This window comes from Streptomyces sp. NPDC087263, assembly GCF_044744645.1.
Taxonomy (GTDB): domain Bacteria; phylum Actinomycetota; class Actinomycetes; order Streptomycetales; family Streptomycetaceae; genus Streptomyces.
The window spans coordinates 24,748-39,638 of the sequence record NZ_JBIUYT010000011.1 but is presented as its reverse complement, the minus strand read 5'-3'; the positions used below and the strand labels follow the sequence as shown (position 1 = coordinate 39,638).

Sequence of the window (14,891 nt, the reverse complement as noted above, 5' to 3'; positions counted from 1 at the left end):
CAGAACGCCCCGTCTTCTCAGTACGTTGCTGCTTGTGGCGGCAGCGTCCATCTCCGTCGTCGGCGCGGCACCCCCCACTGCCGACCGGACCGTCACGCCGCTCGGCCAGGTGATCCCGGCCCCCGCCTCGGTCGACGCACACGGAACCCCGTACCGCATCACCGCCGACACCCGCATCCGCGTGGACGAGTCGGGCGAGGTCCGCAAGGTCGGCGAGTATCTCGCGGACCTTCTGCGGCCCTCCACGGGCTACCGGCTGCCGGTCACACCGTCGGCGCACGGCGGAGGCGGCATCCAACTCCGGCTGGGAGCAAAGGAGCTGGGCGCCGAGGGCTACCGGCTCGACAGCGGCAGGTCCGGCGTCACCATCACCGCCGCCGCGCCGGCCGGCCTCTTCCACGGCGTGCAGACCCTGCGCCAACTGCTCCCGGCCTCGGTGGAGAAGGACTCCACGCAGCCCGGCCCCTGGCTGGTCGCGGGCGGCACCATCGAGGACACCCCGCGCTACGCCTACCGTGGCGCGATGCTCGACGTGGCCCGGCACTTCTTCACCGTCGACCAGGTCAAGCGCTTCATCGACGAGGTCGCCCTCTACAAGGTCAACAAGCTGCACCTGCACCTCAGTGACGACCAGGGCTGGCGCATCGCCATCGACTCCTGGCCGCAGCTCACCACCTACGGCGGCTCGACGCAGGTCGGCGGGGGCCAGGGCGGTTACTACACCAAGGCCCAGTACAAGGAGATCGTCCGGTACGCCTCCTCGCGCCACCTGGAGGTCATCCCTGAGATCGACATGCCGGGGCACACCAACGCCGCGCTCGCCTCGTACGCCGAACTGAACTGCGACGGGGTCGCCCCGCCGCTCTACACCGGCACGAACGTCGGCTTCAGCTCGCTGTGCGTGTCGAAGGACGTCACGTACGACTTCGTGGACGACGTGATCCGTGAGCTGGCCGCGATCACGCCGGGCAAGTACCTCCACATCGGCGGCGACGAGGCCCACTCCACGCCGCACGCCGACTTCCAGGCCTTCATGGACCGGGTGCAGCCCATCGTCGCCAAGTACGGCAAGACGGTGATCGGCTGGCACCAGCTGACCGGGGCGTCCCCGGCGCCCGGGGCGCTGGCCCAGTACTGGGGCCTGGACGGCACCAACCCGGCGGAGAAGGAGCAGGTCGCGGCGGCGGCGCGGAACGGCACCGGGCTGATCATGTCGCCGGCCGACCGGGCCTACCTCGACATGAAGTACACCAAGGACACGCCGCTGGGGCTGACCTGGGCGGGCTATGTGGAGGTGCAGCGGGCGTACGACTGGGATCCGGGCAACTACCTTGCCGGTGTGCCCAGTTCGGCGGTCAAGGGCGTCGAGGCGCCGCTGTGGAGCGAGACGCTGGTGACCTCGGCGAACATCGACTACATGGCGTTCCCCCGGCTGCCCGGTGCGGCCGAGCTCGGCTGGTCGCCCGCGTCCACGCACGACTGGGACACGTACAAGGTGCGGCTCGCGGCGCAGGCGCCGCGCTGGGACGCGTTGGGGATCAACTACTACAGGTCACCCCAAGTGCCCTGGTCCACCGAGTAGTTGATGGGGTAGCGGTGGGACTCAGGAGGGGACCGCTGTCTCCTGAGCCCCACCCGTCTCAGAGACCCGCGATCGGGTTCTTCAGGTTGCCGACGAGCTGGAGGGCTCCGGACGGGTCGGCGAGGTCCACCATCTGCTTGTTGTTGCGGAGTTGGAGGCGGTTGAGGCAGGACAGCGCGAACTCCGGCGCGAACATGTCGTACTGCCGGAACCTGTCGGCGAGTTCGGGATTCGCGTCCTGGTAGGCGCGCACCGACTCGGCGACGGTCCGCCAGAAGAGGTCCTCGTCGAGGATGCCCTCGGTGTCCAGGTCCGCCGCGAGGAAGCGGAAGAAGCAGTCGAAGACGTCCGTGAAGATCGACAGGAGCTTCTTGTCCTCGGGGACGTCGACGCGGATCCGCTCGACGGCCGGCGGCAGTACCGCCTGCGGGTCAAGGACCGCGATCTCCTCGGCGATGTCCTTGTAGATCGCCCGCTGCACGACGCCGTCCTTGAGGACCAGGATGACGTTCTCGCCGTGCGGCATGTACACCAGGTCGTAGGCGTAGAAGCTGTGCAGCAGCGGGGTGAAGTAGGCGCGCAGATAGCGGCGCAGCCACTCCACGGGGCTCAGCTCCGACCGCTCGATCAGCGCGCCCGCGAAGGACCTGCCCTCGTGGTCGACATGGGCGAGGGAGGCCATCGTCGCCAGGGTCTCGCCCTCCTGGAGAGCGGGCACCGGGCTCTCGCGCCACAGGGCGGCGAGCATCTTGCGGTACGGGGAGTAGCGGTCGGTGGCGGCCTCGTACTCCAGGTGGCGGTAGCCGACGGCGGCCCGCTCGCGGATGACCGACAGGCCGGTCGACCTCAACACCGGGTCGTTCTCGACGAGTTGGGCGAGCCAGTCGTTGATCGCCGGGGTCGCCTCCATGTACGCGGCCGAAAGCCCGCGCATGAAGCCCATGTTGAGGACCGAGAGCGCCGTTTTGACGTAATGCTTCTCGGGGTGCGACGTGTTGAAGAACGTGCGGATCGACTGCTGGGCCAGGTACTCGTCCTCGCCCTCTCCGAGGCAGACCAGGTGCCGCTGCGCGACCTCCGCCGCGAACGTCACCGACAGCTTGTTCCACCACTGCCAGGGGTGGACAGGGATGAGGAGGTAGTCGTCGGCGTCGAGGCCCTGTTCGGCGAGGGTCTTCGCAAACCGCTCGACGGTCTCCGCGCCCAACTCCTCGCGCAGGAACGGCTCGTACTCGATGCCCACGCCCGCCGTGAACGCCGCCCGTGAGCGGTGCGCGGCCAGCCACACCAGCCGGACCGGGCTCGCGGTCTCGGGGGCGTACGACAGATAGTCGTGCACGCCGAAGCCGAGCCGCCCGTTGTTGGCGACGAAGCAGGGGTGGCCCTCGGTCATGCCGGTCTCGATCTCCTGGAAGCCGCTCCTGGCGAGCTCGGCGACCGGGATCTGCGGCTTGGTGAGCTTGAAGCAGGTGCCCGAGAGGGTGGAGGAGATCTCCTCCAGATAGACGGGCAGGACCTCGTCGCTCAGGCCGAGGGTCTGCTTCAGCTCGATGAAGAAGTCCAGGGCGGCGAGCGGGAGTTCAGCGCCGTCGCGGTGGCGGGTGATCGACTCGGCGTCGACCTGCCAGTGGTCGAGCGCGCGGAGGCGGGCGGTGAAGCGGTAGCGGGTCAGCCCGTCGTCGCTGCGGACGACGTACTGGTCCTTGCCCTCGGCCTCCGGTGTGATCAGCCGTTCGTGCGCGAACTCGGCGAGCGCCTTGCGGACGAGCAGCCGGTTGGCGCGGTCCCAGCGCTCGGGGGAGAGGTGCGCCACGGCGTCGGACAGGGTCATATCGCCACACTCCGTACTTCTCGTATCGCGGCGTCGAACTGTTCACGCGTGCAGAAGCTCAGCAGCGCGCGCTTCTCGGGCTTGTCGATCTCGCGCTCGGGGACGAAGCCGACGGCTTCGTTGAGCGCGTGCACCGCCTTGTTGCTCACATCGGGTTCGACGACCACCCGGTGGGTGGCGGGGTCGGCGAACAGCTCCGTCATGACGGCGGTGATCACCGACCGGGTGAAGCCGTGCACGGGCGTGTCCGTCGGCGCGACCAGGAAGTGCATGCCGACATCGCCCGGCTGGGGCTCGTACAGGCCGACGAGTTCGACGTACCGCGGGTCGTAACTCTCCATCAGGAAGACGGGTTCACCGTCCAGCAGACCGAGGAACGCGTGGTGGTGCTCGGCGGCCGCGATGGCCATGTACTCCCGCTCCACGTCCTGGAGCCTGGCGTCCTGCATCATCCAGAACGCGGACTTGGGGTGCGTGACCCAACGGTGCAGCAGCTCGGCGTCCTTGAAGGGATCGAGGGCGCGGATGGTGAACGTGCCGATGTCGGTGGCGGTCATACGGCTCGTACGACTCCCGCGGCTGAGAGGGCTCATACGGCGAACTCCTGGAACGCGATCGTCTTCTCGACCGGGTAGTACTCGGTGCCGAGCAGCTCGCGGATGATGTACGCGTTGCGGTACGCGCCCATGCCGAGGTCCGGCGAGGTGATGGAGTGCGTGTGGACGCCGGCGTTCTGGAGGAAGATCCCGCGCCCGGTCGTGTCGATGGCGTAGTTGCGGGCCACGTCGAAGTTGCCCCGGGAGTCGTAGCGCAGCCGGTCGTGGACCGGCTTGAGGAACTCGGGCTCGGCGTACTTGTAGCCGGTGGCGAGGATCAGACCCTGCGAGCTCAGCTCGTACTCCTTGCCCTGCTCCTCCTGACGCAGACCGAGGGTGTACGTCCCGTCGCGGTAAGCCGCCGTGTCGAGCGAGGAGTTGGTGAGCAGCCGGGTGGGGACCGGGCCGCCGCCGACCTTCTTCTGGTAGAGCAGGTCGAAGATCGAGTCGATCAGCTCGCCGTCGATGCCCTTGAACAGGCCCTTCTGCTCCGTCTGGAGGCGGTAGCGGGTCGGCTCGGGCAGCGCGTGGAAGTAGTCGATGTACTCCGGGGACGTCATCTCCAGCGTGAGCTTGGTGTATTCGAGGGGGAAGAAGCGCGGCGAGCGGGTGACCCAGTTGAGCTGGTAGCCGTGGACGTCGATCTCGCTCAGCAGGTCGTAGTAGATCTCGGCGGCGGACTGCCCGCTGCCGACGAGCGTGATCGACTCCTTGCGCTGTAGCTCCTGCTTGTGCTGCACATAACGGGAGTTGTGGATGAAGTCGCCGCCGAGTCCGGCGCAGGCCTCGGGTATGTACGGCGGGGTTCCCGTGCCCAGGACCAGATGCCGGGCGCGGAACTCCTCACCGGCCTGCGTGCGGACGACGTACACCTCGTCCTCGTGGCTCACCTCGGTGACCGTCGTGTCGAAGCGGACGCTGGAGAGCTTCGAGGCCGCCCAGCGGCAGTAGTCGTCGTACTCCAGCCGCAGCGGATAGAAGTTCTCGCGGATGTAGAAGGAGTACAGACGGCCCGATTCCTTCAGGTAGTTGAGGAAGGAGTACGGGGAGGTCGGGTCGGCGAGAGTGACCAGGTCCGACATGAACGGGGTCTGGAGGTGCGCGCCGTCCAGGAACATCCCGGAGTGCCACTCGAAGTGGGGCTTGGAGTCGAGGAAGACGCCGTCCAGTTCGGCGATCGGCTCGGTGAGGCAGGCGAGGCCGAGATTGAAGGGGCCCAGTCCGATGCCGATGAAGTCGTGTGTTTTCACGGCGGATTCAGGAAGCGCGGTCAAGGGACTCTCCAAGGTACTGCTCGGCATGGCCGGCGATCAGATCGAGTACGGCGGTGATGTCGTCCGTCGTGGTCTCGGGGTTGAGCAGGGTGAACTTCAGGTAGTGCCGCCCGCCGACCTTCGTGCCCGCGACGACGGCGTCACCGGAGGCGAACAGGGCTTTGCGGGCGTACAGGTTGGCGCGGTCGATCTCGGAGGGATCGGTGACCGCGCTCGGGATGTAGCGGAAGACGAGGGTGGAGAGGGAGGGCGCGACCACGACGTCGAAGCGCGGGTCGGCGGCCAGCAGTTTCCAGCCCTCGGCGGCCAGGTCGCAGACCTCGTCGAAGAGTTCGCCGATCCCGTCGGCGCCCATCACCCGGAGCGTCATCCACAGCTTGAGCGCGTCGAAGCGACGGGTCGTCTGGAGGGACTTGTCCACCTGGTTGGGGATACGTTCCTGCACCGCGCGGACCGGGTTGAGGTACTCCGCGTGATACGTGGCGTGCCGCAGGGTGGCGGCGTCCCGGACCAGCACGGCGGACGAACTCACCGGCTGGAAGAAGGACTTGTGGTAATCAACGGTGACGGAGTCGGCGCGCTCGATGCCGTCGATGCGGTCCCGGTTCTTCAGGGAGGCGAGCAGCCCACAGCCGTAGGCGGCGTCGACGTGCATCCAGGTACCGAACTGCGAGCACAGCTCGGCGATTTCGGGCAGCGGGTCGATGGAGCCGAAGTCGGTGGTCCCTGCGGTGGCGACGACGGCCATGGGGACGAGACCGGCGCTCTTGCAGCGCTCCAGTTCGTGGGCGAGCGCGACCGTCTGCATCCGCTTGTCGTGGTCGACCGGGATCGAGACGACGGAGTCAGCGCTCAGGCCGAGGAGTTTGGCCGACTTCCTGACGCTGAAGTGGCTGACCTCGGAGGCGAAGATCCGCAGTTTGGCGAGGCTGTCCGGATACTCCCACCCTGCCCGCCCCGGCTTGACCTCCTCGCGGGCGAGCAACAACGCCTGGAGGTTGGACTGCGAGCCGCCGGAGGTGAACACGCCGTCGGCGGCCGGGCCGAGGCCGATGCGCTCGTTGGTCCAGTCGATGAGCTTGCGCTCGATGAGGGTGCCGCCGGCCGACTGGTCCCAGGTGTCCAGGGAGGAGTTGACGGCCGAGAGGACCGCCTCGCCGACCACGGCCGGGATGACGACCGGGCAGTTGAGGTGCGCGAGGTAGCGCGGGTGGTGGAAGTAGATCGCGTCCCGGAGGTAGACCTCTTCGAGTTCGTCGAGGGCCGCCGAGGTGTCGTGCAGCGGGCGGTCCAGGTCGATCTGCTCGATACGGGGGGCGAGGGCGTCGACCGTGACGCCGGTGAACGGACGGTCGGTGGTGGCGAGTTTGGCCGCCACCCGCTCTATACCTTCGGTCGCGGAGCGGCGGTACCGCTCCGCGGTCGTGTCGTTGAGCAGGTGCGAGCGCATGTGGGGGTCCTCCGTGCGGGGAGTGTCCGGGCGGGACATGAGGGACGGAATCACGTCTTCAACTTAGGTTAGCCTAACCTAACTCGATCGTGTCACCCCGTCCCGGTGACGTCTTTCTGTCCCGGGGGTGACGAACGGCTCGTCGGGGGGTGCGGGGTTGGTTCTGGGCCGGGAGTGGCTGAGGGTCGCGGGTTGCCGTGGTCCTGGGCCGGGAGTGGCTGAGGGTCGCGGGTTGCCGTGGTCCTGGGCCGGGAGTGGCTGAGGGTCGCGGTTGCTCCCGGTCAGGAACCGCGGATCACTCCTGCTCGCGCAGTTGCTCCTCGGCCAGCCCGCGGCGCCAGTAGCCGACGAAGGTGATGTGTCTGCGGTCGATCCCGCGCTCGCGCACGAGATGGCGCCGCAACTCCTTCACCTGGCCGGACTCGCCCGCGATCCAGACGTACGGCCGTTCGGCGGGCGGGAGTTGGGCGGCTCGCACGGCGTCGACGGCCATGGGGGAGCGGTCGTCCCGTACGAGCCAGCTGATGTCCGCGTCGGCCGCGATCACCAGGTCCTGGATGTCGTCCGTGTGCTCGACCTCCAGCCAGGCCCGGGCGCGGGTGCCGGCCGGGAGTGCTTCGAGGATGGCGGAGGCGGCGGGTACGGCGGTCTCGTCGGCCCAGATGACCACCAGGTCGGTGTCCCCGGGCGGCCGGAAGCGGATCGCTCTGTTGTCCTCGATCGCCGGTCCGAGCAGCAGGACGCGGTCCCCGGGGGCCGCTTCGTATGCCCAGCGGGAGGCGGGCCCCGCGGGTGTCGCCGCCCCCGGTTCGACGCCGTGCAGCACGAAGTCGATGTCGATCTCGTCGGGGTCGCGCCGCAGCGCCCGCAGCGTGTACGAGCGCATCACCGCCCGTACGTCGTCCGGGAGTTCGCGCCAGCCCTGCCACCAGTCGTCGCCCAGCTCGATCGGGACGCGGGGCTCGGCCTGGCCCGGGTGCGGCAGGAAGAGGGAGAGGCTCTGGTCCTGGCCGCCGGAGGCGAACGCGCGCAGGTCAGGGCCCGCGAAGGTCACCCGGGCCAGCGACGGGCCGAGCCGTCTCGTCCGCAGGACCTGGAGAGAGAAGAAACGGAACGGGGCGGCTACGGCCGTCGGCATGAGAGCTCCTGAGGTGTGGTCAGGGTGCGCTGTTGCTGTTGCTGTCGGGGTCGCTGTCCGGGGTGGTCAGGCGACCTTCTTGGCGTTCTCGATGGCCTCGGCGAGGCTGTCGAGAAGCGGGGTGCACTTGTCGTACGAGATGATCGGCTCGGGGGAGCGTGGGATGACCTGGCCTGCCTTGACGGCGGGCAGCTGCTTCCAGGTCGCCTCGGTGATGTCGGCGGGCTGGATGGTCGCGGAACGGTCGTCCATCATGATGATGTCCGCCGGGTACTTGTCGACGTTCTCCCAGCTCAGGCTCTCGTACCAGCCGCCGCTTGCCTTGAGGACCTTGGGGTCCGGCTCGACGATGTTCACGCCGAGCGCCTTGAAGTACTCCAGGTCGATGGAGAGGTTCGAGCCGGAGACGTAGAAGATGTCCTGGCTGGCGGAGCCGGCGAGCACCTTGATGTCGGGGTGCGCCTTGGCGGCGGCGCGCAGCCGCTCGGCGGCCGTCTCGAACTTCTTCTTCGCGTCGACGACCTTCGCGGCCTTCACATCGGCGCCGAGCGACTCGGCGAGCGCGTACATGCGCCCCAGCGACACGGGCAGCTGGCGGTCGTAGACGGAGATGCCGACGCTCGGGGCGAGCTTGAGGATCTTGTCCTTGGACTCCTCGGGGACGTACCAGAGGGTGCCCGCGTCGTCGAAGAGGGTGGAGATCAGGACGTCGGGGGTGAGAGCGGCGTACTTCTCGATGTTGAACTGGCCCCACTCGTTGCCGAGGATCGTCACCTTGCTGATGTCGATGTCGCCGGCCTGCACGTCGGCCTTGCCGTCCGCGGTCTTGGTCGGGCCGAAGACGCCCTTGACCTCGACGCCGTAGTCGAACAGCGCGGCGGCGACGCCGATGAACGCGACGATGTTCGCCGGTGTCCTGTCCAGCTTCACCGTCGTGCCACGGTCGTCCTTGAACGTCCAGGGACCGGCCGCCGCAGCCTTCGTCTCGTCCGCCGAGCCACTGCTGGTCGAGTCGTCGTCTCCGCAGGCGGCGAGAACGGCACCGAGGCCGAGGGCGCCGCCGGCGGCGAGGATGCCGCGACGGGGGAGGTGGGTGGCACGGGCGTTGGACATGTGCGGCTGCTTTCGACACGGGGCGGGAGCGCCCGCCTGACAGGTTCGAAGGTAGGTTAGCCTAACCTCATAAGGTGTCCAAGGGGTGAGGCTTCCCCCTGTGCCCTGTGAGTTGCCGGCAGGAGTGTGTGCGCGTCCGCGCGCCACGGAGCCGATCGGGCGTGAAGCCTCAACTCCCTTCCATCCCCTGGGTGTTCATCCTTTCCTTGTCGTCCGCTGTGACTGAGCGCTTCAGATGGCGGGGTTCGCCATCTGAAGCGCTCAATCTGTCGGGGTCGCACCTGGGGACGACGTCGAGCCGGCCTCAGTCGAGCCCGGCCAATTCGGCGATCGTTCCGCCAAGCACCCGGTCGCGTACCTCGCCCGGGCTGGTGACCCGCTCCACCATTGCCCGGGCCAGGACCGGGTCGCCGTACGGGGCGTCCGAGCCGAACAGGGTCCGGTCCGGAATCTCCTTGATGGCCAGCCGGACCGCGAAGATGATGTTGGCCGTGGACAGCTCCAGGTACATGTTCGGGGTGTCCCGGACCAGCTCGACAGCCTCCATCCAGTTCAGCCCTCCGAGCTGGCTGACCACCAGCGGAACGGTCGGATACCGGCCGGCGAGCGCCGCCAGCGTCCTCAGATCGGCCGCTGTGGTCGGGGCGAATCCGTGCACGACCACGGGCAGCCGACCGTGATCGGCCGCCGCCTGGAGCACCGGTTCAATCACCCCTGCCCGTCCCGGCGGCGGCGTCAGCTCACCGATCCCGTGCATCCCCCGCCCGACGACCTCGCGTTCCACGGTCGCGGCAATCTGTTCCGGCTCCAGGTCCAGCGGTACGGACAGGAAGCCGATGAACCGCTCCGGCTGTGCGGCGAGTGCGGCGTCCAATTCCCGCCACGCGCCGCGATGCCCCTCGGTCGTGCCGGCCCGACCCCCGATGGCCTCGTCCAGGATCGCCATCTCCCGGCGCAGGGAGGTAAGGTCACCGGCCCGCTCCGGGTGTGGGCGGGTGGCGAACAGCACGGCGCGGTCCACCCCGGCCTCGTCCAGTAGCCCCACATGTGCCTCGATGGGGTCGTGGACGTGGCTGTGTGCATCGATGATCAATGATTCACTCCCTCGGTGACGATCGGCCCGGAATGCGGCCGACCAGTGCACTGTTGCTCCCTGACACTGTGGGAAGGTCAAGCTGAAGGGAGCTGGCCGGTGCTGATCGGGGAGCTGTCGCGTCGTGCCGGAGTCAGCGAGCGCCTGCTGCGCTACTACGAGCGGATGGAGTTGATCCACTCAGAGCGCCGCGCCAACGGCTATCGCGAGTACGACGACCAGACGGTGGAGACGGTGCGGCGCATCCGCGCCCTGCTGGCAGCCGGCCTCCCCACCCGCATCATCCGCCAGGTCCTCCCCTGCGCCTTCGACGAGGCGACGCTGCGCCCCTGTTCCGGCGTTCTCACCAGCCTCCGCGACCAGCTGAACGTCCTCGACCAGCGTGCCGCCGACCTGGAGACCGCGCGTCGCCTTCTGCGCCAGACAATCGCCGCCACCGAGAACGCAGCAAACTAAGACCGGATGTCGGGCGCCCGAGTCCCGCGCATCGCTAAGTTCTCGCAGGTGAGAAACCGTGGTCACCCTCCGGTCCGCCGGACCAAGGACTCAGGCCCGCCAAGTCGGACGCTCATCCGCCAACTGAAGCACTCAGCCACATCCGCTGTACGGCGCCCGCGGCTCGGCCTTGCATGATCATGCGTTCTATTGCATAATCTTGCCATGTCCAAGGTTCTCACCTCCCTCCCCACCGGCGAGCGCGTCGGCATTGCCTTCTCCGGCGGCCTCGACACCTCGGTCGCCGTCGCCTGGATGCGCGACAAGGGCGCCGTGCCGTGCACGTACACCGCCGACATCGGCCAGTACGACGAGCCCGACATCGCGTCCGTGCCCGACCGTGCCTTCGCGTACGGCGCCGATATCGCCCGGCTCGTCGACTGCCGTGCCGCGCTGGTGGAGGAAGGTCTTGCGGCGCTCGCCTGCGGCGCCTTCCACGTCAGGTCGGGCGGGCGCCCGTACTTCAACACCACTCCGCTGGGTCGTGCGGTGACGGGCACGCTGCTGGTGCGGGCCATGCTCGAGGACGGCGTGCAGATCTGGGGCGACGGCTCCACGTTCAAGGGCAACGACATCGAGCGGTTCTACCGGTACGGGCTGCTCGCCAACCCGCACCTGCGGATCTACAAGCCCTGGCTGGACGCGGACTTCGTCACGGAGCTCGGCGGCCGCAAGGAGATGTCGGAGTGGCTGCTCGCGCACGAGCTGCCGTACCGGGACTCGACGGAGAAGGCGTACTCCACGGACGCCAACATCTGGGGCGCCACGCACGAGGCCAAGACCCTGGAGCACCTCGACACCGGCATCGAGACGGTCGACCCGATCATGGGCGTGCGGTTCTGGGACCCGTCGGTGGAGATCGCCACGGAGGACGTGACGATCGGCTTCGACCAGGGCCGCCCGGTCACCATCAACGGCAAGGAGTTCGCCTCCCCGGTCGACCTCGTCATGGAGGCCAACGCGATCGGCGGCCGGCACGGTCTGGGCATGTCCGACCAGATCGAGAACCGGATCATCGAGGCCAAGAGCCGCGGTATCTACGAGGCGCCCGGCATGGCGCTGCTGCACATCGTCTACGAGCGCCTGGTCAACGCGATCCACAACGAGGACACCGTGGCCGCGTACCACAACCAGGGCCGCCAGCTCGGCCGGCTGCTCTACGAGGGCCGCTGGCTGGACCCGCAGGCGCTGATGGTGCGTGAGTCGCTGCAGCGCTGGGTCGGCGCGGCGATCACCGGCGAGGTGACCGTGCGGCTGCGGCGCGGCGAGGACTACTCGGTCCTCGACACCCGGGGCCCCGCCCTCAGCTACCACCCGGACAAGCTCTCCATGGAGCGGACCGAGGACTCGGCGTTCGGCCCGGTCGACCGCATCGGCCAGCTCACCATGCGCAACCTCGACATCGCGGACTCGCGCGCGCGGCTCGAACAGTACGTGAGCCTCGGCCTCGTCGGCACCGCTCACCCCACGCCGATCGGCGCCGCGCAGGCTGCCGCGACCGGCCTGATCGGCGCCATGGACGAGGGCGGCGCCGAGGCCATCGCGTCACGCGGCGAGGCTCCTGATGAGGAGAGGTTGCTGGACCGGGCGGCTATGGAGTCGGGGACGGACTGAGCCGGGGGCCGGTCGCCGGGGCCAGTCACCGGGTTCGGTCACGGGGGCCAGTCCCCGGGATCGGTCACCGGGTTCGGTCGTTGGCCTGGGCTGCGGGCCCCGGCGGATTCATTCCGCCGGGGCCCGCCGGTCTTGAGGCATCTCATAACCTTGGCGGTCAGCGACCCCAACAGAGAAAGCGAACGCAGCGCTTCATGAACAGTTCCGGTATACGCCGCTGTGGTGCCCGCACAGCCCGTACTGGTGCCTTCGCGGCCGTGTTCCTTCCCCTTTCCCTGGTTGCCGGTTGCGGCGACTCCACCACTTCCGGTGGTGAGGACGGTGAGGGCTCGGCCTCCCCTTCGACTGCCCGGAGCGTGTCCGAGGCGCTCACTGCCGCTCAGTTGGACAAGTTGTCTCTGGCCGCGAGTGACCTGAAGGGCTTCCTCGTCAAGGAGCCGGGCGCGGCCGAGGTGCTCACGCAGGAGGACGTGCGTACGGGCGAGGCGGACTGTGCGGCGGTCAGCCAGGTCATGTGGGGTGTGGCCTTGGGCGATCCGGCGGCCACCGCACTGCGGCGGGTGACGTCCGAGCTCGACAACGCGGCGATCGACGCTGCGGACTCCGAGGAGGAGTTGGATGCGGCGTTGGCGGTCACCAGCACCACCGTGAGCCTCGCTTCGTACGACAGTCCGGAGCAGGCGCGGACGGCATTCAAGTCCCTCAGCAGCGGGATCGCCGAGTGCGACGGAGGGTTTCAGTCCGGCGCCATCGGTACGGGCGACACCGGCAAGGTGAGTTCGGATACCCCGCCCGAAGTGGGTGGCGAGACTGTCGCCTTCACCGCGACGCTCGGTCAGGACGACGGGGGCCTCCTGGGCCCGACGAGGGCCGTGGTCTTCCGCCATGGCAGCACCATCGCCCAGTTCAGTACCGTGAACCCCAACGCTGGGGTGTCGGACATCGACTTCGACGTTCCGAGCACTCTGGTCGAAGCCCAGGACGCGAAGTTGGGCTGAGAAGCCTGGGCCGAGTTCAAGTGCTGTCCCGTAGCTGGTGACTGCGGTCCAGGGCAGGGCGGCTGGAGTGCGGAAACGGTGTGGCCGTGCGGCTCGCCGTGCCGGTATCGTCCGGTCTCCTGATCAGCCGTTTCGGCGGCTTTCGACATGCAGAGAGCGATGCCCGTGACCAGCCGGCAAGCAACGACGACCCTATGGCGCCCGACCGGCCCCAAGGAGCTGGACCTGGTCCGGGAACTGAACTGGCGCGCCTGGCCGCCCCGCCTCCCCGAGCAGCCGATCTTCTATCCGGTCCTCAACGAGGACTACGCGGTCAAGATCGCGAGGGACTGGAACGTGAAGTACGACGGCGCCGGCTTCGTCACGCGCTTCGAAGTCGAGTCGGATTTCCTCGGCCGGTATCCCATCCAGCAGGTTGGCGGACGGACGATCCTCGAACTGTGGGTTCCGGCCGAGGAACTCGACGAGTTCAACGCCCATATCGTCGGTGAGATCCAGCTGGTTCACGAGTTCACCGAGGGGCGACAGGCGTACTGACGAGCGGGGATACACAGTGCGATGATCAGGTTCGACTCGATGTGCCCAGATGCGCCGACCGTCCCTTCTATGGGCAACGTCCTGCGTCGGTGCTCTATGGAGCCAGGAAGCGCTCCACCTTCTGTTGCAGGTCAGGGGGGAAGCCGGCCAACGTCGAGACGATCACGCGCAGCTCTCGGCCGAGTCCGGGAAACTCGGCCCAGACCGATGGGTTCCTGGTGAGGACCGCGGACAGCAGATCACCTTCGTACATGTGCCCCTCTGCCATCGGGTTCTCCCGCAGTACCTCCACTGCCAGTGGCAGGAGGTAGGGCAGGCCTATGTCCTGCGCGATCAACAAGCGCATGTCCTCGATGGTCAGTGCGCCGATCGGCCGACGCCGCAAGGCGTGTGCAGTAGTGATAAGACGGGTGTCGTCGGCCGACGGAGCTGGCCAACAGGCGCGTTCAAGCTCTTCGAGGGAGCGGCCACGATCCAAGGGGCGCGTCACCAAGCGATCGTCCCACGATCAGATCTCAAACGCGGTCGCAGTTCCTGGATTCCAGGATTGCTATCAGGGCGTTGAGCTGGGGTCGGCCGGTGGTGAGGACGATGCCCGGCTCGTCGCTCTCGTGGAGAAGGATTGTTCCAGCGGGGGTGGCGGCGAGGTGGATGCAGTCGGAGCCGTCCGGGCTGAAGGGGGACTTCTGCCAGGTGTGCGGGGGTATGGAGGGCACTGCTCACAGGCTCCGGATGACGGTGTTGATGAGGTCGCGGGAAGGTGCGGGCTTGAGGGCGAGGGCTTCCATGCGGTCGAGGACAGTTCGGTACTTCGCCAACTGCGCCTGTGCGTCCAGGAAGTCGCACCCGTGGTGCGTGTCCAGTTGCACAGTGCAGATCGGCCGCTGCCCAGATGTGCTCAGGTGTCGGCATGGGCCGTGCCCCCGGTGTGCCAGTCGGCACCCCCCATAGAGCACCTGTTCGACGACCCTACTCGCGTCGCCCGCCCGACCGATGACGGCCGTTGCATCCCGCGCACCCCGCGCACCCCGCGCACCCTGCGCACCTGCCGAATCAGCCCACCAACCCCTGCGAACCCGCCTTTGGCGTCCGCTGCTGTCCGAACGTCGCCGTCTTGTTTTCAGCTTCCTTGCGGCGCCCGCTGGTTGCGATCATGTCCTTACGTGTTCG

At 68.1% G+C, this 14,891-nt stretch carries 15 protein-coding genes; 5 read left to right on the top strand and 10 right to left on the bottom strand.

The annotated features are described in order from the left end of the window. Positions 1-34 precede the first annotated feature (34 nt). Positions 35-1,582, top strand: a complete 1,548-nt coding sequence (locus ACIPC1_RS31380; protein ID WP_402523061.1) for a beta-N-acetylhexosaminidase — start codon at positions 35-37, stop codon at positions 1,580-1,582. A 58-nt stretch (positions 1,583-1,640) separates the two neighbouring features. On the opposite strand, the gene ACIPC1_RS31375 is transcribed toward ACIPC1_RS31380, so the two are convergent. From ACIPC1_RS31375 to ACIPC1_RS31345, 7 genes are all read right to left on the bottom strand, one after another. Then, the gene (locus ACIPC1_RS31375) at positions 1,641-3,413 is read right to left on the bottom strand and encodes an IucA/IucC family protein (RefSeq protein ID WP_402523059.1); all 1,773 of its coding nucleotides are present in this window, start codon (positions 3,411-3,413) and stop codon (positions 1,641-1,643) included. Further along, positions 3,410-3,970 (bottom strand): GNAT family N-acetyltransferase, encoded by a 561-nt coding sequence (locus tag ACIPC1_RS31370; protein WP_402523520.1) that lies wholly within the window; start codon positions 3,968-3,970, stop codon positions 3,410-3,412. Before ACIPC1_RS31370 ends, ACIPC1_RS31375 begins: the two co-directional genes overlap by 4 nt. 32 nt (positions 3,971-4,002) lie before the next feature. Further along, complete coding sequence (locus ACIPC1_RS31365; protein ID WP_402523057.1) at positions 4,003-5,283, bottom strand: lysine N(6)-hydroxylase/L-ornithine N(5)-oxygenase family protein; 1,281 nt, start codon at positions 5,281-5,283, stop codon at positions 4,003-4,005. Beyond that, positions 5,267-6,733: a lysine decarboxylase DesA gene (desA, locus tag ACIPC1_RS31360; protein WP_402523055.1), complete on the bottom strand. Its 1,467-nt coding sequence runs from the start codon at positions 6,731-6,733 to the stop codon at positions 5,267-5,269. The genes ACIPC1_RS31365 and desA overlap by 17 nt, the downstream gene beginning before the upstream one ends. Before the next feature lie 295 nt (positions 6,734-7,028). Continuing rightward, the gene (locus tag ACIPC1_RS31355; RefSeq protein WP_402523053.1) at positions 7,029-7,871 is read right to left on the bottom strand and encodes a siderophore-interacting protein; all 843 of its coding nucleotides are present in this window, start codon (positions 7,869-7,871) and stop codon (positions 7,029-7,031) included. 66 nt (positions 7,872-7,937) lie between these two features. Next, entirely contained in the window at positions 7,938-8,984 is a 1,047-nt protein-coding gene (locus ACIPC1_RS31350; protein ID WP_402523051.1) for an ABC transporter substrate-binding protein, read from the bottom strand. A 304-nt stretch (positions 8,985-9,288) separates the two neighbouring features. Next, a complete protein-coding gene (locus tag ACIPC1_RS31345) occupies positions 9,289-10,077 on the bottom strand; it encodes an amidohydrolase family protein (RefSeq protein ID WP_402523049.1) in 789 nt (262 codons plus the stop codon). Positions 10,078-10,176: 99 nt separating this feature from the next. Here ACIPC1_RS31345 and ACIPC1_RS31340 point away from each other — a divergent pair, with 99 nt between their 5' ends. The 4 genes from ACIPC1_RS31340 (at position 10,177) to ACIPC1_RS31325 (ending at position 13,721) form a co-directional block, all read left to right on the top strand. Next, complete coding sequence (locus ACIPC1_RS31340) at positions 10,177-10,533, top strand: MerR family transcriptional regulator (RefSeq protein WP_402523047.1); 357 nt, start codon at positions 10,177-10,179, stop codon at positions 10,531-10,533. Positions 10,534-10,737: 204 nt separating this feature from the next. Beyond that, the gene (gene argG, locus ACIPC1_RS31335; RefSeq protein ID WP_402523044.1) at positions 10,738-12,186 is read left to right on the top strand and encodes an argininosuccinate synthase; all 1,449 of its coding nucleotides are present in this window, start codon (positions 10,738-10,740) and stop codon (positions 12,184-12,186) included. A 356-nt stretch (positions 12,187-12,542) separates the two neighbouring features. Continuing rightward, a complete protein-coding gene (locus ACIPC1_RS31330; RefSeq protein ID WP_402523042.1) occupies positions 12,543-13,184 on the top strand; it encodes a hypothetical protein in 642 nt (213 codons plus the stop codon). A gap of 159 nt (positions 13,185-13,343) precedes the next feature. After that, positions 13,344-13,721, top strand: a complete 378-nt coding sequence (locus ACIPC1_RS31325) for a hypothetical protein (protein WP_402523040.1) — start codon at positions 13,344-13,346, stop codon at positions 13,719-13,721. Between the two features lie 94 nt (positions 13,722-13,815). On the opposite strand, the gene ACIPC1_RS31320 is transcribed toward ACIPC1_RS31325, so the two are convergent. Genes ACIPC1_RS31320 through ACIPC1_RS31310 form a run of 3 tightly spaced genes read right to left on the bottom strand, consistent with a single transcriptional unit; the run spans position 13,816 to position 14,677 of the window. Beyond that, on the bottom strand, positions 13,816-14,211 hold the full coding sequence (locus tag ACIPC1_RS31320) for a contact-dependent growth inhibition system immunity protein (RefSeq protein WP_402523038.1): 396 nt from the start codon (positions 14,209-14,211) through the stop codon (positions 13,816-13,818). A gap of 25 nt (positions 14,212-14,236) precedes the next feature. Then, positions 14,237-14,437: a DUF397 domain-containing protein gene (locus tag ACIPC1_RS31315; protein WP_402523035.1), complete on the bottom strand. Its 201-nt coding sequence runs from the start codon at positions 14,435-14,437 to the stop codon at positions 14,237-14,239. Between the two features lie 3 nt (positions 14,438-14,440). Beyond that, positions 14,441-14,677, bottom strand: coding sequence for a Scr1 family TA system antitoxin-like transcriptional regulator (locus tag ACIPC1_RS31310; protein ID WP_402523033.1), 237 nt, complete (start codon positions 14,675-14,677; stop codon positions 14,441-14,443). Between the last annotated feature and the right edge of the window lie 214 nt (positions 14,678-14,891).